Source organism: Actinomyces sp. ICM39, from assembly GCF_000282935.1.
GTDB classification, from domain to species: domain Bacteria; phylum Actinomycetota; class Actinomycetes; order Actinomycetales; family Actinomycetaceae; genus Pauljensenia; species Pauljensenia odontolytica_B.
Genome location: NZ_ALCB01000072.1, coordinates 1 through 25,270, shown reverse-complemented (window position 1 = coordinate 25,270; position 25,270 = coordinate 1). Strand labels below are relative to the sequence as shown.

Here is a 25,270-nt window from a genome sequence, read left to right as displayed (position 1 = left end):
ATGATTGACGCACTGACGACCCTCCTGTCCTCGCAGATGATGCAGCGTTCGCTGCTCGCCGCCCTGATCGTAGGCCTCACCGCCCCGATCATCGGCACCTACCTGGTCCATCGCCGCCTCGCCATGCTGGGCGACGGCATCGGCCACATCTCTCTGACCGGCGTCGCGTTGGGCTGGCTGGTCGGTGCGTTCGCAAACGTGAGCCCTGCGGATTCCTGGGCAATTCCGGGCGCAGTCATCATCTCCCTGCTAGGGGCGATCACGATTGAGCTGGTGCGTCAGAGCGGGCGCACCTCCGGGGATACGGCCCTGGCCATGCTGTTCTATGGCGGCATCGCCGGTGGCGTCCTCCTGATCGGCCTGGCGGGTGGCACCTCCGCCCAGCTGAACTCCTACCTCTTCGGGTCGATCTCGACCGTTCGATGGAGCGACATCACGCTCATCACCATCTTGGGCATCGCGATCGTCGCGCTGGGCATCGGACTGGCACCCGCGCTCTTCTCGGTCACCAACGACGAGGACTTTGCGCGCTCGACGGGACTGCCCGTGCGCACGCTCTCCCTCCTCATCGCCGTTCTGTCAGCACTGACCGTGGCCGTGGCGATGCGGGTCGTCGGCTCACTGCTCGTCAGCGCGCTCATGGTGATCCCCGTAGCGATCGCACAGCTGGGCGCGCGCTCGTTCCGCACCACGATGGGCATCGCCATGGCACTCGGCGTCATCATCTGCACGTCGGGACTGTCCCTAACGTACTTCATCGACCTGTCGCCGGGCGCGACGATCGTTGTCGGAGCCATCGCTTTGTATGCGATTGGTTTCGGAATCAGGGCTATTGTGGATCGCATCCGCAGGGTACGCAGGCTTCGCGTCGCCCGCAGCCACAACCAGCACCCCGAGCGTGAGCACCTCACCCACGCAAACGCATGACGACGAAGGGAACACCATGCAGCGCATGACGAAGCAGCGTCAGGCCGTCCTCGACGAGCTGACACGCGTTAGCGACTTCCGCAGCGCCCAGCAGATCTTCGAAGACCTGCACCGTCAGGGGCAGCGCGTGGGTCTGGCGACCGTCTACCGTTCGCTCCAGAGCCTCGCGGATGACGGCCGCGTCGACACGCTGCGCTCCTCCGACGGCGAGGCCCTGTACCGCTCGTGCACGACACACCATCACCATCATCACCTGGTGTGCCGCAAGTGTGGTTTCACCGAGGAGATCGAGCAGTCGCAGATCGAGTCGTGGGTGGATTCTGTGGCATCTGCGCATGGATTTAGCGACGTCGAGCACTCCCTGGAGCTCTTCGGGGTGTGCAGCTCGTGCCAGTCGAAGCAGTGACCTACTGAGGCCGTATCAGTCACGACGAGGCCTGGGAAGCAGACGACGCTTTCCCAGGCCTCTTGCGTAGGTTAGGATAGGCTTCGTTTGGTCACCCTCACTTTGGAGCATCATGTTCGCCGCCGGAATCGATTCCATGGTCCCCGCCTTTGCACGCGAGGGTATCTGGCTCTTCGTTTTCCTCTTCTTCGTCGTACTCTTCCGTGCGCAGGCGACCTACTGGCTGGCCCGCGGCGCAGCCTCGGGTGCCGTCCTGGCGACCGGCCGTCAGGGTTTTCTCGGCGCCGTCGCACGCTGGTTTGATGGCCCCGTCCCTCGCAAGGGTGCTGCCATGCTCGACAAGTGGGGCATCATCGTCATCCCCCTGTGCTTCCTGACGGTGGGTATCCAGACGGCGGTCAACGCGGGCGCGGGCCTGGTGCGCATGCGCTGGAGCACCTACACAATTGCCATGATCCCGGGGTGCATCCTGTGGGCGCTGCTGTACGGCCTCGGCACGCTCGCCGTCTTCGCCGCGGCCATCCGAGCCGTCGCCGGCTCCCCCTGGGGCTGGGCGGGTCTCGCCCTCATTATCGCGCTGATCGTCGCGAAGATCGCGTGGGGCCGCCGTAAGCGCCGCACGGTCGACGCGGCACTGGCTACGGACAACGCCTAGGACTGAGCGACGCGGTCAACCGCACCACCGAAGCGGCGGTCGCGCCCGGCAAACTCCTCGAGGCATCCCCACAGCTCCTCGCGGTCGAATGCGGGCCAGGGGGTGTCGACGAACATCATTTCCGCATACGCCATCTGCCATAGGAGGTAGTTGGACAAGCGCTGCTCCCCCGACGTGCGGATCATGAGGTCGACGTCGGGCACATCGGGCAGGTAGAGGTGTCGTGACAGCGTCTTTTCGGTGACGCCGCGCGGGCTCAGGCGCCCAGCCGCGACATCCTCGGCGATGGATCGGGCAGCATCCGCCAGCTCGGCCCGACCTCCGTAGTTGACACACATGACCAGATCGAGGGTTGCGCAGTGCGAGGTCGCCCGATCGGCCTTCTCCAGCGCGTTGATGACGCTCTTCCACAGCTTGGGCCGGCGCCCGCTCCACCGCACGTGCACGCCCCACTGGGCGAGCTGGTCGGTGCGCCGCGCGAGCACGTCGGAGGCGTAGTTCATGATGAAGGAGACCTCGGCGGGCGAGCGCTTCCAGTTTTCGGTCGAGAAGGTGTAGACGCTCAGATAGCGCACGCCCGCGTCAATGGCGCCCGCGATCGTGTCCATGAGCGCATACTCCCCCGCCCGATGCCCCTCGGTGCGGGCCAGACCTCGACTGTTGGCCCAGCGTCCGTTCCCATCCATGATGAGCGCGACGTGTGCGGGCACCTCGCCCTTGCGGAAGACGGGCGCCTCGCAGTGCCACTGGCCAGGCCCGAGCAGTGGCGCGGTGGGGTCGTGCGGGGCGCGGTCCATGGGGGTGGGTCGCAGGTTGGTCATGAATGACTCCTATCGATGACGCTCAGAGAGCGCAGGCGACGTTCCAGATGCCATTGAGTGTACGAGGAGATGAGGCCCGAGGCCTCGGAACGCGCATACGGTTCGCAACGGTCGGCGCGCTCCCAGTCACCGCTGAGCAGCTGGCCGAGCAGGGCCACCGTGTCCGGCGCAGGCGACGAGGCACCGGGTGGGCGGCAGGTATCGCAGACGGTGCCGCCGTCGGGGATGGAGAACGAGGAGTGCGGCCCCTGAGTACCGCACACGGCACAGTCAAAGCAGGAGGGGGCCCATCCGGCCAGCGCGAGGGCGCGCAGCGTATACGAGGTTCGAATCAGGGTGGGATCGTGGCGCCCTCGAGCAAGGGCATTGAGGGCGCCGAGGAGGAGAAGGTACTGGGAGTGGGTGCCGTCGTGAGCATCGGCAGTGAGGCGCTCGGCGGTCTCGACGACGACGGTGGCCGCGAGGTAGAGATCGTAGTTAGCGGCGATGGAGTCGCCGTATTGGGCGATCGATGCGACCTGGGTGAGGGTGTCGAGGGTGCGTCCGCGATGCAGCTGAGCATCGATGACAGAGAAGGGCTCGACGCGCGCCCCGAACTTGGAGGTTGTCTTGCGCACTCCCTTGGCGACTGCGCGAACCTGCCCGTGTTCTGCGGTCAGTAGCGTGATGATGCGATCAGCTTCGCCCAGCTTGTGGGTGCGCAGGACGATCGCCTCGTCTCGATAGGACTTCATCACACGAACATTGTGTCACGCCCGGGCGCACGCGGCGGATTCATCCGACGCGCATCGCGCCGCGCGAAAACAACTGTGAAGTGCACTGTCACATCCATCGACAAGCCCACAGACACGTGCTGACAACAATATATGAGAAACTGACAGCGTGGTCGGTTACACAGCCGGCAAGTGGTTTTCGAGTAGATAGTTTCTTCGTAACTGGTTATGGTTTACTCATAACCGTCGAAGGAAGGAAAAAGATGGCACCCCCGATCGATGCCCGCGAAAAGCTTGGCACTGCACTGCGTCAAGCCCTGATGCAGACCCCCCTGTCAAAGATCTCTGTCAGCGCGCTGACACGTTCCGCAGGGGTCACCCGTCAAGCGTTCTACTACCACTTCAACTCCCTCAGCGACCTGAATGCCTGGGTTTTCCGCGAGGAAGTCACATCTCGCCTGACCGCCAGTTCGGGAGAATGGCTTGACGCCATCGAAGCGACGATGACCTGGATGCACGAGCACCGAGACGAGACCGCCTCGGCCATGAAGACCATCGAAGCCAACGACCTGTGGGCCTTCCTGGCCTCTCACATCCAGGAGCTCATCGAGTCTCGACTGCCCGGCTCCGCCACGGCCACCGCGCGCGACGTCGTCGCCCAGCACTTCGCCCTGGCAACCACCGCCCACATGGCTCAGTGGATGCTCTCCGGCCTCGAGGTCAACCCCTCGCTCGCGATCGCTCGCATGCGAGTGCTCATGACCGACCAGACCACCCCCGCCCTGGCTCGCCTGGCCAAGTAGCGCGGTTACTCCCACCAACCGCGCAAGGACAGACAGACAACCTTCTCAGCCCCGACCTCGTTCATTCATCGACGAGGCCGGGGCTGAACCATACACTCCCCCAGCTCGCCCCGCGCTTTCCGGATGCATACAAGCCAATCTGAGCTATACAATTGGTCAGCCGAACATTGCACTGAAATTTCGCGGATCCGCGATTCAGCCTGTACAGTTTGCTCGTAACCTCTCTTTTCATGTCGACGAGGACCACCCATGCCCCACACCGATGCGAAAACGATGCTCGCGCAGGCGCTGCGCAACGCACTTCAGACCGTCCCACTATCGAAGGTGACGGTCTCTGGACTCACGCGCACCGCTGGCGTGACCCGCCAGGCGTTTTACTATCATTTCGCCGACATCCGCGACCTGACCGTCTGGGTGTTCAAGCGCGAGGTCGCCGACCAGATCATCGCCCACGCCACCCACGAGGACTGGGCCGACGGCCTGCTCGCCATGTTCACATGGATGCGCAACCACCCCGAAGAGACGCGCTCCGTCATTGCCTCGCTGTCCATGGAGGATCTACAAATCTTCCTCTACAAGCAGCTGCGCGCCGTCATGGAACCCATCGTCGACCACTACAGCGACGGCCTCACTGTCACCGCAGACGATCACGAGTTCGTCACCGAACACTTCACGCTCAGCGTGCTCGGCCATGTGTCTCAGTGGCTCGCCACCGACATGAGCGCCGATCCCGCCATCCTGACCGACAGGATCGCCCGAGTCCTCGACGGACAGGTGCGCCACAGCCTCGAGCTGTTCGCCTCCTCCCCCCAGGCACCCGCGCGCGCCTGAACAAACGTCGAACCCCGGCCTCGTTTCTCCGTCAACGAGGCCGGGGTTCGTGTCGTTTATCTGCGATCAGTTAGCGCAGGGCGCGGTTGACAGCCGAGATGACCGCCTTGTAGGAGGCGCGGGTGATCGAGGAGTCGATGCCGACGCCCCACACGATCTGACCGTCGACTGCGGCCTCGACGTAGGCGGCGGCGCGGGCGTCGCGACCCTGACTCATCGCATGCTCGGAGTAGTCGAGGATACGAACATCCAGGTCGAACTCGTGCAGCGCCGAGACGAAAGCATCGATCGGGCCCGTACCCGTGGCCTGGACCTTCACGGCCTCACCGGCGTCGATGAGCGTCGCGTTGAGCTCAACGTGCTCGTCGTCGATCGACGAAACCTGCGAGGAGCGCATCTCGAAGCGGCCCCACGGCTCCAGGCCGGGAGCGGCGCTCGTGGGCAGGTACTCGTCCGCGAAGATCTGCCATAGCGTGGCCGCATTGATCTCGCCGCCGTACGTGTCGGTGTGGCGCTGAACGATGCGGGAGAACTCCACCTGCAGACGACGCGGCAGCTCCAGGGCGTGCGCCGTCGACATGAGGTAGGCGACGCCGCCCTTGCCGGACTGCGAGTTCACGCGCACCACGGCCTCGTACGAGCGGCCCACGTCGTGCGGGTCGATCGGCAGGTAGGGCAGCTCCCACACGACCGCTTCCTCGTCGCCGCCGGCCGCGTCAACCTTAGCCTTGCGGGCCGTGAAGCCCTTCTTGATCGCGTCCTGGTGGGACCCGGAGAAGCTCGTGTACACGAGGTCGCCGACATAGGGGGCGCGCGGCGAGGTCTCCATCTGCGTGCAGTACTCGACCGTGCGACGAATCGAGTCCACGTCCGAGAAGTCGATGCCCGGATCGATGCCCTGGCTGAACAGGTTCAGGCCCAGCGTCACCAGGTCGACGTTGCCGGTGCGCTCGCCCTGACCGAGCAGGCAGCCCTCGATACGGTCCGCGCCGGCCAGGAGCGCCAGCTCGGCCGTCGCCACGCCGGTGCCGCGGTCGTTGTGGGGGTGCACGGACAGCGCCACATACTCGCGGCGGCTCAGGTTGCGGCTCATCCACTCGATCTGATCCGCGAAGACGTTCGGGGTGGAACGCTCGACCGTGGAGGGCAGGTTCAGGACAATCTCGCGCCCCTCGCCCGGCTCCCACACGTCCATGACGGACTCGCACGCCTCGAGGGCGAAATCGAGCTCGGTGTCCACGAAGATCTCGGGCGAGTACTCGAATCCGAAGATCGTCTCATCGCCCAGGCGCTTCTCAGCCTGCGCAATAATCTCACGCGCACCGGACTGAGCGAGCTCGATCGTCTGCGCCTTATCCGCATGGAACACGACCTCGCGGAACACGGGAGCCGTCGCGTTGTAGAGATGCACCGTCGCGCGCGGGAAGCCCACCATGGCCTCGACCGTGCGCTCGATCAGCTCAGGACGCGACTGGGTGAGCACAGAGATCGTCACGTCCTCGGGCACCGCATCGTCCTCGATCAGGGAGCGCACGAAGTCATAGTCGGTCTGCGAGGCAGCGGGGAAACCGATTTCGATCTCCTTATAGCCCAGCTTAATGAGCAGGTCGAACATGCGGCGCTTGCGCGCCGGGTCCATCGGCTCGATGAGGGCCTGGTTGCCATCGCGCAGGTCGGTGGACATCCAGCGCGGCGCCTTCGTGATGCGCTTGGAGGGCCACTGGCGATCCGGCAGGTCCACGGGATTCGTATCGAGGAACGGCCGATACTTACGAATCGGCATGCGCGAGCCGGAGGGGACGGGAACAGCGGATGTAGTCTTCACAATTCGTAGTCTATCGACGAGGCTCCGCCCGCGAGTAGACGCTGCGCATACTGGACGTGAGATGCGGCGCGCTCCCCCACCCGACACTGACAAAGAAAAACGCTCAAATATGCGTACGCCTCTGCGTTCATATGTCATGATAATTGGGTCCAATGTCCCACACACTGACGCGCGGAGCAGCCATGACTTCTCTCTTGTTAGCCCAATCCTTTACCCCGTCGACGACGGCAGTCGCGGGTAACGTCTTCCTGACAGCCGTCGTCGGGCTCCTTCCGCTCGTCGTCTTCTTCGTCCTCATGGGCGTCTTCAAGGTCGCCACCCACTGGTGTTCGATCATCTCCCTCGTACTGTCCCTGGGCATCGCGGTCTTCGCCTTCAAGATGCCCGTCGGTATGGCGCTCCTGTCCGGCACGCAGGGTGCCGCAATGGGCTTCATGCCGATCATCTACATCATCATCGCGGCCGTGTGGCTCTACAACCTCACCGAGAAGTCCGGACGCAGCTCCGACCTGAAGGCCGTCTTTAATACGATCGGCCGAGGCGACCAGCGCGCCCAGGCCCTCATCGTCGCCTGGTGCTTCTGCGGCCTGCTCGAGGGCCTGGCGGGCTTCGGCGCTCCCGTGGCCATCACCTGCGCCATGCTGGTAACACTCGGCGTCCCGAAGATCAAGGCCGCCGTCGTCACCGTCGTCGGTAACGCCATCAACGTGGGCTTTGGTGCCATGGCGATCCCCACGACCACCGCTGGCAAGCTCGGTGGCGCAGACCCCGTCGTCGTCGCCTGCGACATGGGCCACCTGACCTGGATCTTCTGTCTGTTCATCCCGGTCCTGATGCTGTTCATCCTCGACGGTAGCCGTGGCGTGCGCCAGCTGTGGCCCCTGGCCCTCGTTGCGGGCGCCGCAGCAGGCATCGGCCACTTCTTCACCCCCTCGGTCTCCTACGAGCTGACCGCCGTCGTCGCCTCCCTGCTCGGCTTCGCCGCCTGCTACGTCTTCCTGCTGGTCTGGGGCCCGACGACCCCCGCGGAGTGCGCGACTGAGGCCGACGAGGCCGACAAGCCCACCGGCTCGCGTATCGGACTGGCCCTGCTGCCCTATGTCCTCGTCGTCGTCATCATCGCGATCACGAAGCTGGCCAAGCCCGTCGCAGCTTTCTTCTCCTCGACCGACGTGAAGATCCCGTGGCCCGGCATCTACGGCAGCCTGCTGACCGGCGACGGATCGCCCTCGACCGCCGCGATCTACTCGCTGCAGATCCTGTCCAACCCCGGCACCTGGATCTTCGTCACCGGCATCATCGTCGCCATCGTGTACGGCACGAACTCCTCGGGCGGTCGCTTCCAGAGCTCCGTCGGTGAGATGTTCGCGGTCCTGCCGCGTACCATCTACTCGCTGCGCATGGCCATCCTGACGATCGCCTCCGTCATGGCCCTCGCCTTCGTCATGAACTTCTCCGGCCAGACCACCTCGATCGGCGCTGCCCTGGCGACGACGGGCGCGGCCTTCGCCTTCCTCTCCCCCATCCTGGGCTGGATCGGCACGGCCGTTGCAGGCTCCGCGACCTCGGCGGGCGCGCTCTTCGCGAACCTGCAGTCGACCGCCGCAGCCGGCGCGGGCCTCGACCCGTCCATCCTGCTGGCCGCCAACACAATCGGCGGTGGCATCGGCAAGATCGTGTCCCCGCAGAACCTCGCGATCGCCGCGACCGCGGTCGATTCGAAGGGCTCCGACGCGGAGATCCTCAAGAAGGCTGCCCCCTATTCGATCGGCCTGCTCCTCGTGCTGTGCACCCTGGTGTTCATCGCATCCCAGGGCTGGCTCGGCGCCTACATGCCGCACTGATCGTTGCTGCAAGCGCTGGCGAGGTCCCGGGAAGCAAGTTGCTTCCCGGGACCTCCCGCTTGTAGGCTCCCAAGACAAGCACCGGAAGGAGACGACAGTGAGCAACAGGTATTCCTTGCGAGTTCCTCGGCTGCGGACGACAGCTCTCGGACGAGGCATCATTGCCCTCGTCGCCGTCACCATGCTGTGCTCGGCGTGCTTGCCCTCCTCCCGAGGTGCCTCCGGGCGTTCTTCCGGACGAGACACAGGACCTCGCGCATCGCAGATAGACTCTCGATTCCTTGAATTTCCCTACACCTATAAGAAAACACCGGAGATCCAAGAGCAGACTGACGATCTGAACAACCGGTGGCCAGCGCTAGCGGCCACGAATGGGCACCTCACCCTTGCATACTCGCGCCAAGTCCCTTTCATGCCCGACATCGAACCCGAATTTTGGATGACCGGTGTCGCGAACATTTCCGATGATGCAATCACAATGCTCCTTGAGAAGCCCAACAACTACAAAACCCTGCTGCCCGGCATCTACCCGGACCTGTACAAGTATGTTCCTCAGGACTGCAGCTTCACCAATATCGATCTTCAGCACGCGAACGACTCCCTCCGGGTTCCTTTATCGTCACCCGGAGTGCCACCAACAATTGATCCGATGATCATCCAGGGCCTCGCAGTGTCACAGGACTGCCATTTGATGGTCATCACCGCCCTCGGTCACCGCGGCAGCTGAGAGCCGCACCTCCACAGACCCCGCATTGCATATCCGCGACCGACACTTCGAGGTGACTCATGAAACGTCCCATCAGGCTTGTTGCACCATTCCTGCTGAGCGCAGTGCTTACCTCAGCGTGTCTGCCGTACAGCTACGCCCCCTGTACGTTGCCCTCTCGACTGCGCCCCGGCCTCGTCCATTTTCGAGGCCGGGGCGACCTCTTGCACACACAGAATCATCGCAAAACTGAAAAACGAAAACTCACCCTGAGCTAAGTCGCGCCCCGAAGGTCCTAAAACGCCAAATGAGAGGCCAATTTTCATTGATTAGCAGCAGAGATTTTTCCGCGCGAAATAGCGGGAAAATCGACCTCATCCACATCGTCTGGACACAAACGGCCGCTGGGACCTCGGACCCAGTCATAACCTGAGTTGGACAGCACCCACGAGGAAGGATCTCCCAGTGCGCATCGCTCTCTTTTCCACCTGCCTGGCAGACGTCATGTTCCCCCAGGCTGCCCAGGCCACAGTGACCCTGCTTGAACGCCTCGGCCACGAGGTTGTCTTCCCTGAAGACCAGGTCTGCTGCGGCCAGATGCACGCAAACACCGGCTACTTCGAAGACGCTGCGAAGATTACCCGCAACCACGTCAAGACCTTCGAGCCCGTGCTCGACGGCCAGTGGGACGCCATCGTCGTCCCCTCCGGCTCCTGCACCGGTGCAGCGCGCCACGAGCAGAAGATCGTCGCCGAGCACGTGGGCGACGAGCATCTCGCAAAGCAGTCCCAGCGCATCGCTGAGCACACCTACGACCTCACCGAGCTCATCACCGACGTTCTGGGCCTCGAGGACGTGGGCGCCTACTTCCCCCACACGGTCACCTACCACCCGACCTGCCACTCGCTGCGTATCGCCAAGGTCGGCGACCGCCCCTACCGCCTCCTGCGCGCCGTCGAGGGCCTGACCCTCGTCGACCTGCCCGACGCCGAGGTCTGCTGCGGTTTCGGTGGCACCTTCTCCATGAAGAACTCCGAGACCTCCACGTCGATGCTCGCGGACAAGGTCACCAACGTCATGTCCACGCGCGCTGAGGTCCTCGTCATGGGCGACTACTCCTGCCTCATGCACGTCGGCGGCGGCCTCTCCCGACTCAACTCGGGCATCCGCCCGATGCACCTCGCCGAGATCCTGGCATCCACCAAGGATCAGCCCTTCGAGGGCAACATCTCCTTCGCACCCGAAAGCGCACAGGTGATCTGATATGTCTGAAACGTTCATCGGCATGCCCGGCGTGGTCTCTGACGACGCAAACGCCCAGGCCCACACCGGCGGCTGGCGCACCACCGTCTCCATCCCCGAGGACACCCTCCGCTGGGGCCCCACCTTCCCGGAAGGCGCCCACAAGACGCTGGCCAACACCCAGATGCGCCGCAACCTGGGCCACGCCACCCGCACCATCCGCACCAAGCGCGGACAGCGCGTCGCGGAAATGCCGGACTGGGAGGATCTGCGGAACGCCGCCGAGGCCGTCAAGTTCGAGGTCGAGTCCCGTATGCCCGAGCTCCTCGAAGAGTTCGAGCGCAACGTGACCGCCCGCGGCGGCATCGTCCACTGGGCGCGCGACAAGCACGAGGCCAACCGCATCGTCGCGGACATCATCAAGTCCAAGGGCGTTGACGAGGTCGTCAAGGTCAAGTCCATGGCCACCCAGGAGACCAACCTCAACGAGTACCTGAAGGACCAGGGCATCCACGCTCGCGAGACCGACCTCGCCGAGATGATCGTACAGCTGGCCGACGACATGCCCAGCCACATCGTGGTCCCCGCGATCCACCGCAACCGCTCCGAAGTCCGCGGCATCTTCCTGGATCGCATGGAGGACGCGCCCCGCGACCTCTCTGACGACCCGACCGAGCTGACGGCCGCCGCCCGCTCCCACCTGCGTAAGAAGTTCCTGCACGCAAAGGTCGCCGTCTCCGGCACCAACATGGGCATCGCGGAAACCGGCACCGTCTCCATCTTCGAGTCCGAGGGCAACGGCCGCATGTGCCTGACCCTGCCCGACACGCTCATCACCCTGATGGGCATCGAGAAGCTGGTCCCCCGCTTCCAGGACGTGGAGATCTTCTCCCAGCTCCTGCCCCGCTCCGCCACCGGCGAGCGCATGAACCCCTACACCTCCATGTGGACGGGCGTCACCCCCGGCGACGGCCCCCAGGAATTCCACCTGATCCTCATGGACAACGGCCGCACCAAGGTCCTCGCCGACCCGATCGGCCGCCAGGCCCTCGCCTGTATCCGCTGCGGCTCGTGCATGAACATCTGCCCGGTGTACCAGCACACTTCCGGCCACGCCTACGGCTCCGTCTACCCGGGTCCCATCGGCGCGATCCTGACCCCGCAGCTCACCCAGGGCCTCGACGAGCACGATCCCGTGCACACCCTGCCCTTCGCGTCTTCTCTGTGTGGCGCCTGCGGCGAGGTCTGCCCCGTCAAGATCGACATCCCGACGATCCTCATCCACATGCGTGCGCGCACGGTCGACGTCAAGCGCAACCTCGTGCCGGACGTGTGGGACCTCGCGATGGGCGTGACCACCCCGGTCATGTCGAACGCAAAGCTCTGGAAGGCCGCGAACGTGCCGACCAAGGCGACCCGCCTGTTCGCCAAGAAGGGCTCCATCGGCGCGTTGCCGTTCCCGGCCTCGCTATGGACGCGCGCACGCGACCTGCCGGTTGCCCCGAAGGAAACCTTCCGCGAGTGGTGGAAGCGCACCCACAAGGACTCCGACGCCAACGCGCCGCGCACCGACGCCCCCGCGAAGGGCATCCCGCTCGCTTCCGAGCACGGCATGACCACCAACACGACCCCGAAGGAGGCGTGACATGAGCACCACCATGGACGCAAAGACCGCGATCCTCGCGCGAGCACGCGACGCCATCTCTCGTTCCCAGCAGGGCCGTCCGGTGCGCCCGATCCCCCGCGACTACATCCGCTCCACCGGGCACGCGCCCGGTTCGCAGGCCGTCATTGACGAAATGATCGAGAAGCTCGAGGACTACTCGGCCAAGGTCGTCGTGGTCTCCAAGGAGTCCGAGGTCGCCGACGCGATCTCGACCTTCCTGGCCGACCAGAAGGCCACCTCCATCGTGGTCCCCACCGGCCTGGACGACGCCTTCAAGGAGGCCGCCGCCCGCGACGGCCGCACGGTCCGCGAGGATTCTCGCGAGCAGGCGATCCCGACGCTGGAGCTGGACGAGATCGACGCCGTCGTCACGCGTTGCCGCGTCGCGATCTCTATCTCCGGCACCATCGTCCTCGACGGCGAGCCCGACCAGGGTCGCCGCGCGATCACGCTGGTGCCTGACACGCACGTTGTCGTCCTGCGTGCCTCCGACATCGTTCCCACGGTGCCCCAGGCCGTCGATATTCTCGGCAAGAACCCGACCCGTCCGATGACCTGGCTCGCCGGCGGTTCGGCGACCTCCGACATCGAGCTGGTCCGCGTCAACGGCGTGCACGGCCCCCGCTTCCTGCGAGTCGTCATCGTCAAGTGACCTGATCACGACGCAGGAGTGCCCGGCTGCCTCACGGCAGCCGGGCACCACGTTATGCCTCCTTCGTGAGCTGTTCTATCCCGGGGATTATGGCGAGTATCGTGGGCCGACGAGCGCACACAGGAGGACGCCGTACGCGCTTTATAAGCCATAAATCGCATGCAATTCGGATGCCCAAACTTTCTATACCACCCCGAAACGTTGCAATTCCAACGATGCGATTTCAATGTTTGAAATGTTCGCACGGGAATTGCATGCGACATTGTTGAGGAACCACAACACGAGGCCACAAAGAACCTCAAGCAGAAAACAACTCAAGATCCGAAGGCTCCCACAACCCGGGCAGCCGCATCACCACCAGAAGCAACGCCCGAGCGGGGGCGCTGCAGCCGTTACGGGACCATGCACCCGATCAGGGACACCACACCCGATCAGAAGAGGTGCATTGCCTACGGATCGGGTGTAGCACCCCAAGACACAAGAATAAACGCGGCACAGGCAAACCGAGTCACTTCCCGCCCACAGGCAACCCGGCACAGGACGCCAGGCGAGAACCGGGCGGGTGCTGGCAGCTTTGTTGTGCCCTGTTGATGCTGCACCACCGCGAGCCCCGCCTACACCACCACATCGCGAGCCACCGCGCCCAAACCGTAGTCCACCTCGCCCCAAACACCCCATATCGGCCGGATTTCAACGAAGTGGACTGCCCTTTGGGCACGCCGTCCACGCTGCCACCTATCGGGTTAACATGCGCACGATAGGGCGGACACGACCACCCAACCGGTGATGACCTGTCAACGCAGGTAGCGCCCCGTCAACGAGGCCTCGTTGGTCGCGATTTCGCTCGGGGTGCCCTGTGCGACGATACAACCACCCTCGATGCCGCCGCCTGGGCCCATGTCGATGACCCAGTCAGCGCAGCGGATCAGGTCCAGGTCGTGCTCGATGACGAGGACCGTCGCTCCCCGCTCAATGAGGCGCTGGAGCACATCGATGAGGACCTGCACGTCGTCGGGGTGCAGGCCGATGGTCGGCTCGTCGAAGACGAAGAGCGTGCCGTCCTGGCGCCTGCCCATCTCCGAGGCAAGCTTGAGTCTTTGCGCCTCGCCACCGGAGAGAGCGGGCGTCGCCTCGCCGAGCGTCAGATACCCTAGGCCGAGGCCGGAGAGGGTCTCGAGGAGCGCACCTGCTTTCTTGAGACCGCGCACGGCAACCCGGGCCTCGTCGACACTCATAGCCAGAATATCCGGCAACGAAAGCCCATCACGGCGAATCGATGCCGCCTGCGCGCCGTAGCGGCTCCCCCGGCACTCGGTGCACTCGATGTCCACGTCCGGCAGGAACTGCACGTCCAGGGTGATCTGCCCGGTACCGTCGCACGTAGGGCATCGAAGCGAACCTGTGTTGTACGAGAATGCACCGGGCTTCAACCCGGCCGTCTGCGCCTCCTCGGTGCGCGCAAACGCCCGGCGCAGCTCATCCAGGACACCGGAGTACGTGGCCACGGTCGAGCGCACGTTCACTCCGATCGGCGTCGCGTCGATCAGGTTCACCCGTGAGATACCGGCGGCATCCACGTCGCGCACGTGCGCGGGCAAAGGCTCACCAGCAAGGCGCGCACGCAGCGCGGGAACCAGCGACTCAAGGACGAGCGTCGTCTTACCCGACCCGCTCACGCCCGTGACGGCCGTCAGCGATCCAATGGGAATGTCCACGCTCAAGGGGCGCACTGTGTGTATCTGCGAAGTCTCCAGGTGAATCGCGCCGCGCCCGTCGACATCCGCTCCCCGCCCCGGCTCCTCTGCCGCCCGCTCAACGCGACTCAGCCCCGCCATGTACGGGCCGATGCGAGAAGCGGATGCATCCATGACCTCGTCAATCGACCCCTGGAAGATCACACGACCGCCGTCTGCGCCAGCTCCCGGGCCTATCTCAATGAGGTGGTCGGCAGCCCCCAAAACCCGCGTGTCGTGGTCGACGACGACAACGGAGTTTCCGTCGGCAACAAGCTCGCGAATGATCGCAAGGACACCATCAACGTTGGTGGGGTGCAGGCCGATGGTCGGCTCGTCGAGGACGTAGAGGACCCCGGTCGTCCGGTTGCGCACGGCGCGCGCGAGCTGCACGCGCTGACGCTCGCCGTTGGACAGCGTCGAGGACGCGCGGTCTAGGGACAGGTAGGACAGGCCGAGCTCGACGAGGCGCTCCATCGGCTCGGTCATCTCGTCGACGATGACGCGGGCCATGGGGGCTACTTCCTCCGGGACGAGGCCGGGGACGCGGCGCACCCACTCGCGCAGTTCCGTCAGACTCAGGCGCGAAGCCTCACCCAGATCGATGCCATCGATGAGCGTCGAGCGCACCCGCTCCCCCAGGCGCGTGCCGTCACAGGCCGGGCACGTTCGGGTGATGAGGTACTTGTCGACGCGAGCGAGGGCCTTCTCGTCCTTCGCCTTCGACAGGGCGTTTTCGACGGTGGCGACCGCATTAAAGTAGGTGAAGTCCAGCTCGGTGCCACCCGTCTTGGTCGCGACGATGATGTGGCGCTTTTCAGCAGGCCCCTCGTACACGATTGCCTTTTCGGTGTCAGTCAGGTCCCGGAAGGGCACGTTTGTGCGCACACCCATCTCACGGGCGACGTCTTTCATGAGCTTCCACATGAGAGACCCCCAGGGCGAGACGGCTCCCTCGTCGATGGTGAGGGATTCGTCGGGCACGAGGGACGCACGGTTGACAACGCGCTGGACGCCCGTCCCCTCGCACACCGGGCACGCGCCGGCTGAGTTGAAGGCCATCTCCTCCGCGCCGAGCCCGTAGAAAGATTCCCCGCACTGCGGGCACTTCAAAGGAATCTCAAGCGCGACTTTTCGCGAGGGCGGGACGCGGTGCCCGTTCGGACACAGGTAGGAGCCAACGCGCGAGAACAGCAGGCGCAGGTAGTTGAGAAGCTCCGTCGCCGTGCCGAAGGTGGAGCGCACGTCGGGCACGCCCGGGCGTTGGCGCAGCGCGAGCGCGGCGGGCACGTGCGCAACCTCGTCGACCGAGGCCTTGGCAGCCTGGGAGATGCGCCGACGCGTATAGGTCGCCAGGGACTCCAGGTAACGCCGCGATCCCTCCGCGTAGAGCGTGCCCAGGGCCAGGGAGGATTTGCCCGACCCGGACACACCCGCGACCGCGACGAATTCGTTCAGGGGAACGTCAACGTCCACGTCTTTCAGGTTGTGGACGCGGGCGCCACGTACGCGGATGACGCTGGGCATGTCAGAACCCGAGGCGTCCCAGCATCTTCGGGTCGGACTGCCAGTCCTTCGCGGTTCGCACGTGCAGGTCGAGGTACACGCGGCATCCCAGCAGCTCCTCGATGTGCGCGCGGGCCTGGGTGCCGATCTGCTTGAGGCGCGAGCCCTTGCGGCCGATGATGATGGCCTTCTGGGAGTCGCGCTCGACGTAGACGTTCACGTGAATGTCAAGCATGGGCGGGCGGTCGTCACCCTCGCGGCGCGGCCTCTCGATGATCTCCTCGACCTGGACGGCCAGGGAGTGCGGCAGCTCGTCGCGCACGCCCTCCAGGGCAGCCTCGCGGATGAACTCGGCAATCAGGGTGTCGCGGGACTCGTCGGTGACGTCACCTGACGGGTACAGCGGCGGCGACAGCGGCACAGTCTGCGCGAGCACCTCGCGCAGGTGGTCGATGCCCTTGCCCTCCACGGAGGAGACAGGCACGATGGCGGCCCACTCCCCCAGCTTTTCAATGGACAACAGGTGCTTCATGACGCGGTCTCGCGGCACGGCGTCGCACTTGGTCGCAACGGCGATGATCGGGCGCTTGATGCCGCGCAGCTCGCGTGCGATGAACTGGTCGCCGGGGCCGATGCGCTGGTCGGCGGGCAGGCAGAAGAGCACGACGTCAACCTCGGAGAGTGCCTCGCGCACCATGTCGTTGAGGCGCTTGCCCAGCAGCGTGCGCGGGCGGTGGTATCCGGGGGTGTCCACGAGCACCAGCTGGTAGTTGTCCCCGTGCACGATGCCGCGAATGTTATGACGTGTCGTCTCGGGACGGCCCGAGGTGATCGCGATCTTGCATCCGACCAGCGCGTTCGTCAGGGTCGACTTACCGACGTTGGGACGCCCGACGATCGAAACGAAGCCGGCGCGAAAGTCCTCCGGGAAGTCCGGCATCTCGATGGTCGCGGCCGCGTCCTCGCGCAGGGAAGCCAGCGAGGTCATCGCCTCGAAGGCATCGAGGTCGGCGTCCTCCTCGTCCTCCAGGCCCTCGAGGTCCTCGTACTCGTCGTCGTCCTCGTCTTCCTCGGAGTCTTCACAGTCCTCGTCGTCGCCGTGTTCAGCCCCAGCCTCGTCTTCAGTGTCGTCGCCGAGGCCGGCGTCGATCTGTGCGCGAGCGTCGGCTTCCGGGTCGGCGGCGTCGGGGGCGACCTCGATGCGCGCGTCGCCGAAGGCGTTGGGGCCGGCCATGAGTTCGTCGTCGGAGGGGAATCGCATGTCAGTTGTCCTTGTCGTCGGCGGGGTTGAGGTCGGGGGTCAGGAGCTGCGCGTCGGGGTCGAGGCGGCAGAGAATCGTGGAGACTTGGCGGCGGCGCCCGCGCGCCTCTTCGGCGGTCATTGAAACGCCGGCAAGGGTGCCGGTCGCGCCTGGCAGGGGAACCCGACCAATCGCCTTGGCGAGCAGGCCGCCGACGGAGTCGACGTCCTCGTCTTCGATCTCGCGGCCGAGGAGCTCGCCCAGCTCGGAGATCGGGTAGCGTGCGGGGACGCGCCACACGCCCGGCTCGACTTCCTCGGGTTCGATGGAGTGTCGGTCGTGCTCGTCGGTCAGCTCGCCAACGACCTCCTCAAGGATGTCCTCGAGGGTCACGAGGCCCGCGACGCCGCCGTACTCGTCGATGACGATGGCCATGTGGAAACGTTCTGCCTGCATCTGGCGCAGCATGTCGTCCGCGGGCTTCATTTCGACGGCGAACTCGGCGGGCCGCATCATCTGCTCGGCGCGCATGTCGAGCTGGCCACCCGTGGCCTCCCAGCGGGACACGAGGTCCTTGAAGTAGAGGATGCCGCGAATGTCGTCCACGTCGTCGCCGACGACGGGCACGCGCGAGAAGCCAGAGCGTACGAACAGGCGCAGGGCGGAGGCGGCGGGCGTGTCCGCGTCGATGGTCACCATGTCGGTGCGCGGCACCATGACCTCGCGCACGAGCGTGTGTCCGAGGTCGAGGACGGAGCGGACCATGTCGCGGTCCTCTTCCTCGAAGCTCTCGGGTTCGCCGACCTCGTCGACGATCTCACGCAGGTCGGAGATGAGCTCGGCGCGCACCTGGGCCTCGGTGGGCTCGGGGGCGGGGCGCGCGGAGCGCACGCGGGTGAGGAGCGGGTCGACCAGGTGGCTGAGGCGCGCGAGGCGGTCCGCGAATCTGGCGCCTGCCAGGGCGATGCCCTCGGGGTTGCGCGCGCCCCACTGGGCGGGCAGGAAGGACACGAAGAGCAGCTGCAGGGCCGCGATCACCGACACCGCGATGAGGGCGACGGCCCACCACGGCAGGTGGGTATCGACCAGGATGATCGTGCCCATGACGGCGAAGACGACCTGCCAGAAAGTACGGAAGGCACGCAGCGACAGCAGGGTGCGCCGACGGTGATCGACGAGGCCGTAGAGGACGCGCGCATTCCGGCGCTCTTCCTCGATGAGGTCCTCGACGCCGGCCAGGGTCAGGCGCTGGACGGCCTGCTCGACGCTCTGGGCGACAGACGCGAATGCCAGGGCGACGACCGCGAGGACCAGGAGCGCCACGGAGGGCACATCCAGGATCGACGAGGCCGGGGACGCCTGCAGGGGAAGGATCATCGGGTGGCCAGGAAGGTCAGCAGGAGCTTGCGCTGGAGCGCGAACATGACCTCGCGCTCGGCGTCGGTCGCGTGATCGTAGCCCAGGAGGTGCAGCATGCCGTGCGTGGCCAGGAGGAGCATCTCCTCGGCGGCGCTGTGGCCGGACTCGGCGGCCTGGCGGGCGGCGACCTGCGGGCAGATGCAGATGTCACCGAGCATGCCGGGCGGCGTGGGGTGATCCGCCGTGCCGGGGCGCAGCTCGTCCATGGGGAAGCTCATGACGTCGGTGGGGCCTGGCAGATCCAGCCAGCGCACGTGCAGGTCTTCCATCGGCTCGGGCTCGATGAAGATGATGTTGACTTCCGCGTCGGAGCTGACGTGCATCTGGTCGAGCACGTAGTCGGCCAGCGCGGAAAACTCGGCTTCGTTGATCTCGTAGTCGGTCTCGTTGATGACCTCGGTCATGACGTGTACTCCCTGCGTGCGGTGTTGTGGCTGCGCGTGCGTGCGCGACGCGCGGCGTTTTTATCGTCAAAGCGCTGGTAGGCGTCAATGATCGCGCCGACCAGCTCGTGGCGCACGACATCGGCGCTGGTCAGGTGGCAGAACTCGATATCGTCGATGTCGCCGAGGATGTTTTCGACGACGGACAGGCCGGAGGTCTGGCTGCCGGGCAGGTCGATCTGCGAGGCGTCGCCCGTGACGACGACCTTGGAGCCGAAACCCAGGCGGGTGAGGAACATCTTCATCTGGCCGACCGTCGTGTTCTGGGCCTCGTCCAGGATGATGAAGGAGTCGTTGAGGGTGCGTCCGCGCATGTACGCCAGGGGCGCGACCTCGATCGTGCCGGCGGCCATGAGCTTGGGCAGGGCCTCGGGGTCGAGCATGTCGCCCAGGGCGTCGTAGAGGGGACGCAGGTAGGGGTCGATCTTGTCGGTGAGGGATCCGGGCAGGAAGCCAAGGTTCTCCCCCGCCTCGACGGCCGGGCGGGTCAGGACGATGCGGCGGACCTCGCCGGAGAGGAGGCGGCGCACGGCCTGGGCCATCGCCAGGTAGGTCTTGCCGGTGCCCGCGGGGCCGATGCCGAAGACGACGGTGGCGCGGTCGATGGCGTCCGTGTAGGCCTTCTGGCCGGGGGTCTTGGGGCGGATCGAACGCCCGCGCGCGGAGAGGATCTCTTCCGTGGGGGCTTCGCCCGAGGTGAGGCGTCCGAGCAGGCCGATAGCCTGTTCGACGGCGGTGGCGTCCAGGGCGGTGCCGCGCCGGGCCATGCCGATGAGTTCTTCGAGGAGGCCCGCGGCGACGTCGATGTCGGCCTGCGTGCCGGCCAGCGAGATTTCACGCCCGGTGACGAGGAAGCGGACGTGCGGGAAGCCGCGTTCGAGGGCGCGCAGAACCTGGTCTGCGACGCCGAGGACCACGATCGGGTCCATGTCTGCGGGGATGGTGACGCGCCCCGTGGTGTGTGCGAGGGTGGCCGCCGCGAGCGCCGGCGCTGTGTTCTCCGTAGTCATACTGCTTCCATTCTACTCTGCGGCCCCATCTTCCTCAGCCTCATCACCTTCGTATTAGCCTGTGTGTATGAACAAACAGACCATTCGCGGGGAAGCTGTCAGCGACGAACAGATTGATGCGTGGGTCGCGGAGGCAGAAGCCGGGTATGACGTTGACATGCTGCGAAAAAACGGCAGCTTCACGCAATGAAAGCCCGTCAGCAGTATCACTCTCTTTTGGAATATTGAGCCATGCCCACCCTCGAAGAACTCGTTTCACACCCACCGCAGCTGCCGGTCACGCGCGCCTTGGGCGATATCGCGGCGGCGACGCGGCCGGGCGGCTGTGCAGTGATCACGGCGCCTCCGGGCACGGGTAAGACGACGCTGCTGCCGCCCGCGGTGGCGGTGGCATTGGCCCAGTACGACGCATCGGCGGGCCGGGTTCTCGTCACGCAGCCGCGCAGGGTGGCCGCGCGGGCTGCCGCTCGCCGGATCGCGCGTCTGCTCGGCGAGGAGGTCGGCGGGCAGGTCGGCTATTCGGTGCGCGGGGATTCGCGCGTCAGCGAGCGTACGCGCGTGGAGATGGTGACGCCGGGCGTGGCGCTACGCCGCCTGCAGCGCGACCCGGAGCTGCCCGGGGTGTCGGCTCTCATCGTCGACGAGTTCCACGAGCGCGACCTGGACACGGACCTGGCGCTGGCGTTTGCGCTGGACGCGCGTTCGGCACTGCGCGACGACCTGTTCGTCGCACTTACCTCGGCGACGCTCGAGGCCTCGCGCACGGTCGATTTCCTGCGCGTCTCGACGGGCGAGGAGCCCGCGCTCGTTGATATTCCGGGCGATATTTTTCCGCTGGAGCTGCGCTACGCTCCCCCGCCGCGCGGCGTCGACGCCGTGGGTGCGATCGGGAACGAGCGCGTGGGGGTGCGCCGCGAGTACCTGGCGCACGTGGCGCGCACGGTCGAGGAGACGGTCGCCTCTACCGAGGGCTCGGTCCTCGTGTTCTTGCCGGGCGTGGGTGAGATCGAGACCGTCCGAGGCAACCTGCGTCTGGGCGACATCCCGGTCCTGACGCTGCACGGCCAGCTGAGCGCCGCCGAGCAAGACCGCGCACTCTCCCCCGCTTCCGGTCGCCGCGTCATCCTCTCCACGTCCATCGCGGAGTCCTCGCTCACCGTTCCGGGCGTGTCCGTTGTCGTGGACGCGGGGCTCGCGCGCGAGCCGCGCTTCGACGCGGGGCGCTCCCTCTCCTCTCTCGTGACCGTTCCGGCCGCGCTTGCCCGACTCGACCAGCGTGCGGGACGCGCCGCGCGCACCGGCCCGGGCATCGCCGTGCGCGTCATGGACTCGGTGGACGTGGCCCGCAGGCCCGCCCAATCCGCGCCGGGCATCGCCACGCAGGACCTGACGGACGCGCGCCTCCAGGTTGCCTCGTGGGGCACCCCGGTGGAGGAGCTCGCCCTACTCGACGCTCCAGCCGCGGGCACGTGGGAGGCAGCTAGGCAGCGTCTGTCCTCCCTGGGCGCCATCGACGAGGCCGGGGCCGCCACCGCTCTGGGCCGCACACTGGCGTCGCTGCCGTTGGACCCGCCCTTGGGCAGGGCCCTCCTGGCGTCGAGCGCGATCCTGGGGACGTCGAAGGCGGCGCGTTTTGTGGCCCTCCTGTCGGAGGACCTGCGCGTTCCGGGGGCTGACCTGGGTGCGCTGGAGCGTCGGCTGGGTCGCGGTGGCGCCAGCGATGCGGGAGTCGGGAAGGCGCAGGCTGCACGGGTGAAGGAGACGCGGGCGCGCTTGGAGCGTCTAGCGCAGCGTCTGCCGGCTTCCGCGTCGGACGAAGCCTTCGCATCGGTTGCGGCTGCACACCGGCAGGCGGGTTCGCGCACCAGCGAGGACGAGCTGGCTCTGACGTGTGCGTTGGCGTATCCGGAGTGGATCGCGCGTCGCCGCCCCGGATCGGCCGCCTACATTTTGGCGGGCGGCGTGGGTGCCGAGCTGCCGCAGGGCTCTCCCCTGGAGGGGCAGGAGTGGCTGGCTGTTGCTTCGATTGACCGGGCGCCGGCCTCGCGCCACGCGCGTATTCTCGCGGCGGTGCCGCTGTCGGAGGAGGACGCCCTGGTGGCCGGCGCGGCACTGCTGGAAACCCGCACGCAGGCCTCCATCGACAAGGGAGTTCTCACAGCCACCCGCACGCGCGCCCTGGGAGCTATCCCCTTGAAGAGCGCCCCGGCCTCGTCCCTGAGCGAGGAAGAGGCGGTCGCGCTGGTGGCCGAGCACCTGGCCGCGCGCGGACTGGGCGATCTGGGCTGGGGGAAGGAGGCCTCGTCCCTGCGCGAGCGCATGCGGGTGCTCCATGAGGTGCTCGGCGATCCGTGGCCGGACGTGTCGGATGAGGCCCTCGCGGGCAGCGCGCCGCAGTGGCTTGCTCCCTGGGCGAAGCGCCTCGCACGGGGTGGGTCCTTGAGCAACGTGTCAATGCTCGACGCGCTGCGCTCGATGCTGCCATGGCCTGACGCTGCACGTCTCGACGAGCTGGCGCCGGAAAAGATGCCGATTCCTGCGGGAGGCACGCGTCCCATCGACTGGAGCGGCCCTCACCCGGTGCTCACGCTGCGGGTCCAGCAGGCCTTCGGGTGGACGGACACGCCCCGACTGGTGGACGGGCGTGTTCCCCTGGTGCTGCATCTGACGGATCCGGCGGGTCGCCCAGCGGCGGTCACCTCAGACCTGACGTCATTTTGGGCGGGGCCGTACCGGGACGTGCGCGCGCAGCTACGCGGGCGCTATCCGAAGCACCCGTGGCCCGAGGACCCGCTAAACGCGGAACCCACGAACCGCGCCAAGCGCCGGGGGTAGCCACTGGCTCCCCCGCGCCAGGCGATCAATCCTCCAGTTTGCCCACGATCCCCCGCCCGTCGGGCAGGTTCTTAGACGGCATCTGGTAGGCGTCGAGGTCCGCCATGGCGGGACGCTCGAGGCCCAGTTCGCGCAGCTGCGCGTAGGTCGACATGCGCACGGGACCCAGCTCGGCGACAGGCTGGCCTTCCTCGGTGAGCGTGACGACTTCACCGGATGAGGCGCGCGCCAAAGCGGCCCCCACATCCTCTTTGAAATCACCAATTTCTAGAGCCCTCATACCCCTAATCTAAGCATGCCGAAGGGGGTTTAAACGAACGGCGCGATCACTATGTGACCCTTCAATCCCTTACACCGACCAAACGAGCGTCATACAGCCAAAACATCGTGAAAATAGACACCTCTGCTGTGACCACCTTGTGGACATTTCTGGTTGATGGAATAGATCCGGTCGTACTGCGTTGAGATAGGTAACCCTGTTCTACCCAAGGAGAAACATGTCCACGAACGAAATCGAGAACGTCGACCTGCTGGTTGTCGGCGGCGGCAAGGCCGGAAAGTCCCTCGCAATGGAGCGCGCGAAGGCGGGCTGGAAGGTCGCCATGGTGGAGCGCCAGTTCGTCGGCGGCACCTGCATTAACGTCGCCTGCATCCCCACGAAGTCGCTGGTCAACTCGGCTCGTCGCCTGAGCGATGCCCGCTCGGACGAGGCGTTCGGCGTCGTCGGCACCGAGGGTGCGCGCGTGGACCTGGCCAAGCTCCGCGCCCACAAGGAGGGCATCGTCGGCGCCATGGTCGGCGCACACGAGAAGATGTTCGCGGCGCCCGGCCTGGACTTCATCCGCGGCGAGGCCCGCTTCACGGGCGAGCGCACGGTGACCATCGCTCTTGAGGACGGCGGCGAGCGCACGATTCGTGGCGAGCGCGTCCTCATCAACCTGGGCTCGCGCCCCGCGCGTCCGGCGATTCCCGGCCTGTGGGAGTCCGGCGCGTGGACGAACGAGGAGATCCTGCGCCTCGAGGAGCTCCCCTCGTCCCTGGCGATCATCGGCGCCAGCTACATCGGCGTGGAGTTTGCGTCGATGATGGCGACGTTCGGCGTGGACGTCACCCTCATCTCCTCGGGTGATCACGTGCTGCCTCGCGAGGACGAGGACGCCGCCCGCGTCGTCGAGGCTGGCCTGGAAGCCGCCGGCGTGCGCATCGTGCCCGGCCGCGCTGAGTCGGCCTCGCGCGAGGGTAACACGACGACCCTGACTCTCTCCGACGGCTCGACGGTGTCCGCCGAGGCGGTCCTGGTGGCCGTGGGCCGCGTTCCCAACACGGACGGCATCGGCCTGGACGAGGCCGGGGTTGAGCTGACCGATCGCGGTTTCGTCGCGGTCGATGAGCACCTGCGCACCTCCGCTGAGGGCGTGTGGGCGGCCGGCGACTGCGCGGGCACCCCCATGTTCACGCACGCGTCCTGGTCTGACTTCCGTATCATCCGCGCACAGCTGACCGGCGCGTCCCTGGACGATCCGACGACCACCACGAAGGGCCGCACGATCCCCTACGCCGTGTTTGCCACCCCCGAGCTGGCCCGCATCGGCCTGTCCGAGGGCGAGGCGCGCGAGGCCGGCCTCGACGTGCGAATCGCCAAGGTTCCCACGGCCGCGATTCCGCGCGCCAAGACGATGCGCTACGTGGGCGAGGGCTTCTGGAAGGCCGTCGTGGATGCGAACACGCACCAGATCCTGGGCGCCACGCTGATCGGCCCGAACGTCTCCGAGGTCATCACGGCCGTGCACGTCGCCATGGCCGGCGGCCTGACCTACGAGCAGCTGCGCTTCCTGCCGATCGCGCACCCGACCATGGGCGAGGGCCTTCAGGTCCTCTTCGACTCCCTGGGCTGAGAGCCCACCGCGCCCCTGGGCACCGTTGGGGGCGCGCCCGGATCCCTCCCGGGACGCGTGAGGGAACAACGGGGCGGGTCCGAACGATACGTTCGGA

General features: G+C 66.2%; 22 protein-coding genes. 13 read left to right on the top strand and 9 right to left on the bottom strand.

Going from position 1 to position 25,270, the window contains the following annotated elements; genetic code table 11:
- From HMPREF1137_RS04780 to HMPREF1137_RS04770, 3 genes are all read left to right on the top strand, one after another.
- A complete protein-coding gene (locus HMPREF1137_RS04780) occupies positions 1–927 on the top strand; it encodes a metal ABC transporter permease (RefSeq protein WP_007589593.1) in 927 nt (308 codons plus the stop codon).
- Positions 928–943: 16 nt separating this feature from the next.
- Positions 944–1,333, top strand: coding sequence for a Fur family transcriptional regulator (locus tag HMPREF1137_RS04775; protein ID WP_007589560.1), 390 nt, complete (start codon positions 944–946; stop codon positions 1,331–1,333).
- Between the two features lie 112 nt (positions 1,334–1,445).
- Positions 1,446–1,988 carry an SNARE-associated domain-containing protein gene (locus HMPREF1137_RS04770; protein WP_007589481.1) on the top strand — a complete coding sequence of 181 codons (543 nt, stop codon included), beginning with the start codon at positions 1,446–1,448 and terminating at the stop codon, positions 1,986–1,988.
- Here the strand turns inward: HMPREF1137_RS04770 and HMPREF1137_RS04765 are convergent.
- Positions 1,985–2,809: an isoprenyl transferase gene (locus HMPREF1137_RS04765; protein WP_007589544.1), complete on the bottom strand. Its 825-nt coding sequence runs from the start codon at positions 2,807–2,809 to the stop codon at positions 1,985–1,987. The two genes, HMPREF1137_RS04770 and HMPREF1137_RS04765, sit on opposite strands and share 4 nt — an antisense overlap.
- Positions 2,806–3,543, bottom strand: coding sequence for a DNA repair protein RecO (gene recO, locus HMPREF1137_RS04760; RefSeq protein ID WP_007589483.1), 738 nt, complete (start codon positions 3,541–3,543; stop codon positions 2,806–2,808). Before recO ends, HMPREF1137_RS04765 begins: the two co-directional genes overlap by 4 nt.
- Before the next feature lie 242 nt (positions 3,544–3,785).
- Here recO and HMPREF1137_RS04755 point away from each other — a divergent pair, with 242 nt between their 5' ends.
- A complete protein-coding gene (locus HMPREF1137_RS04755; protein ID WP_007589506.1) occupies positions 3,786–4,325 on the top strand; it encodes a TetR/AcrR family transcriptional regulator in 540 nt (179 codons plus the stop codon).
- A 249-nt stretch (positions 4,326–4,574) separates the two neighbouring features.
- Positions 4,575–5,156, top strand: a complete 582-nt coding sequence (locus HMPREF1137_RS04750; RefSeq protein WP_007589516.1) for a TetR-like C-terminal domain-containing protein — start codon at positions 4,575–4,577, stop codon at positions 5,154–5,156.
- Positions 5,157–5,226: 70 nt separating this feature from the next.
- Here the strand turns inward: HMPREF1137_RS04750 and leuA are convergent, their stop codons facing one another.
- A complete protein-coding gene (gene leuA / locus HMPREF1137_RS04745; protein ID WP_007589495.1) occupies positions 5,227–6,981 on the bottom strand; it encodes a 2-isopropylmalate synthase in 1,755 nt (584 codons plus the stop codon).
- A 182-nt stretch (positions 6,982–7,163) separates the two neighbouring features.
- Between leuA and HMPREF1137_RS04740 the strand changes: the two genes are divergently transcribed.
- The 5 genes from HMPREF1137_RS04740 (at position 7,164) to HMPREF1137_RS04720 (ending at position 13,091) form a co-directional block, all read left to right on the top strand.
- On the top strand, positions 7,164–8,825 hold the full coding sequence (locus HMPREF1137_RS04740) for an L-lactate permease (protein ID WP_007589510.1): 1,662 nt from the start codon (positions 7,164–7,166) through the stop codon (positions 8,823–8,825).
- Between the two features lie 412 nt (positions 8,826–9,237).
- The gene (locus HMPREF1137_RS10245) at positions 9,238–9,552 is read left to right on the top strand and encodes a hypothetical protein (protein WP_007589525.1); all 315 of its coding nucleotides are present in this window, start codon (positions 9,238–9,240) and stop codon (positions 9,550–9,552) included.
- Positions 9,553–9,996: 444 nt separating this feature from the next.
- Complete coding sequence (locus HMPREF1137_RS04730; RefSeq protein ID WP_007589553.1) at positions 9,997–10,794, top strand: (Fe-S)-binding protein; 798 nt, start codon at positions 9,997–9,999, stop codon at positions 10,792–10,794.
- A gap of 1 nt (position 10,795) precedes the next feature.
- A complete protein-coding gene (locus HMPREF1137_RS04725) occupies positions 10,796–12,418 on the top strand; it encodes a LutB/LldF family L-lactate oxidation iron-sulfur protein (protein WP_007589562.1) in 1,623 nt (540 codons plus the stop codon).
- A gap of 1 nt (position 12,419) precedes the next feature.
- Positions 12,420–13,091: a LutC/YkgG family protein gene (locus HMPREF1137_RS04720; RefSeq protein WP_007589482.1), complete on the top strand. Its 672-nt coding sequence runs from the start codon at positions 12,420–12,422 to the stop codon at positions 13,089–13,091.
- A gap of 794 nt (positions 13,092–13,885) precedes the next feature.
- On the opposite strand, the gene HMPREF1137_RS04715 is transcribed toward HMPREF1137_RS04720, so the two are convergent.
- Genes HMPREF1137_RS04715 through HMPREF1137_RS04695 form a run of 5 tightly spaced genes read right to left on the bottom strand, consistent with a single transcriptional unit; the run spans position 13,886 to position 20,443 of the window.
- Positions 13,886–16,351, bottom strand: a complete 2,466-nt coding sequence (locus HMPREF1137_RS04715; protein ID WP_007589534.1) for an excinuclease ABC subunit UvrA — start codon at positions 16,349–16,351, stop codon at positions 13,886–13,888.
- Between the two features lies 1 nt (position 16,352).
- Positions 16,353–17,591 (bottom strand): GTPase Era, encoded by a 1,239-nt coding sequence (gene era / locus HMPREF1137_RS04710; protein WP_007589533.1) that lies wholly within the window; start codon positions 17,589–17,591, stop codon positions 16,353–16,355.
- A 1-nt stretch (position 17,592) separates the two neighbouring features.
- Complete coding sequence (locus tag HMPREF1137_RS04705) at positions 17,593–18,948, bottom strand: hemolysin family protein (protein WP_007589551.1); 1,356 nt, start codon at positions 18,946–18,948, stop codon at positions 17,593–17,595.
- On the bottom strand, positions 18,945–19,394 hold the full coding sequence (gene ybeY / locus HMPREF1137_RS04700) for an rRNA maturation RNase YbeY (RefSeq protein WP_007589511.1): 450 nt from the start codon (positions 19,392–19,394) through the stop codon (positions 18,945–18,947). Before ybeY ends, HMPREF1137_RS04705 begins: the two co-directional genes overlap by 4 nt.
- The gene (locus HMPREF1137_RS04695) at positions 19,391–20,443 is read right to left on the bottom strand and encodes a PhoH family protein (RefSeq protein ID WP_007589577.1); all 1,053 of its coding nucleotides are present in this window, start codon (positions 20,441–20,443) and stop codon (positions 19,391–19,393) included. The genes ybeY and HMPREF1137_RS04695 overlap by 4 nt, the downstream gene beginning before the upstream one ends.
- 67 nt (positions 20,444–20,510) lie before the next feature.
- On the opposite strand from HMPREF1137_RS04695, the gene HMPREF1137_RS09950 reads away from it, so the two are divergent.
- Together HMPREF1137_RS09950 and hrpB are read left to right on the top strand one after the other, a co-directional pair.
- Complete coding sequence (locus tag HMPREF1137_RS09950; protein ID WP_007589488.1) at positions 20,511–20,633, top strand: hypothetical protein; 123 nt, start codon at positions 20,511–20,513, stop codon at positions 20,631–20,633.
- 41 nt (positions 20,634–20,674) lie between these two features.
- Positions 20,675–23,278 carry an ATP-dependent helicase HrpB gene (hrpB, locus tag HMPREF1137_RS04690; protein WP_007589573.1) on the top strand — a complete coding sequence of 868 codons (2,604 nt, stop codon included), beginning with the start codon at positions 20,675–20,677 and terminating at the stop codon, positions 23,276–23,278.
- A 25-nt stretch (positions 23,279–23,303) separates the two neighbouring features.
- Here hrpB and HMPREF1137_RS04685 read toward each other — a convergent pair whose 3' ends face one another.
- A complete protein-coding gene (locus HMPREF1137_RS04685) occupies positions 23,304–23,558 on the bottom strand; it encodes a type II toxin-antitoxin system Phd/YefM family antitoxin (RefSeq protein WP_034496846.1) in 255 nt (84 codons plus the stop codon).
- A gap of 217 nt (positions 23,559–23,775) precedes the next feature.
- Here HMPREF1137_RS04685 and HMPREF1137_RS04680 point away from each other — a divergent pair, with 217 nt between their 5' ends.
- Complete coding sequence (locus HMPREF1137_RS04680; protein WP_007589543.1) at positions 23,776–25,173, top strand: dihydrolipoyl dehydrogenase family protein; 1,398 nt, start codon at positions 23,776–23,778, stop codon at positions 25,171–25,173.
- Positions 25,174–25,270 lie beyond the last annotated feature (97 nt).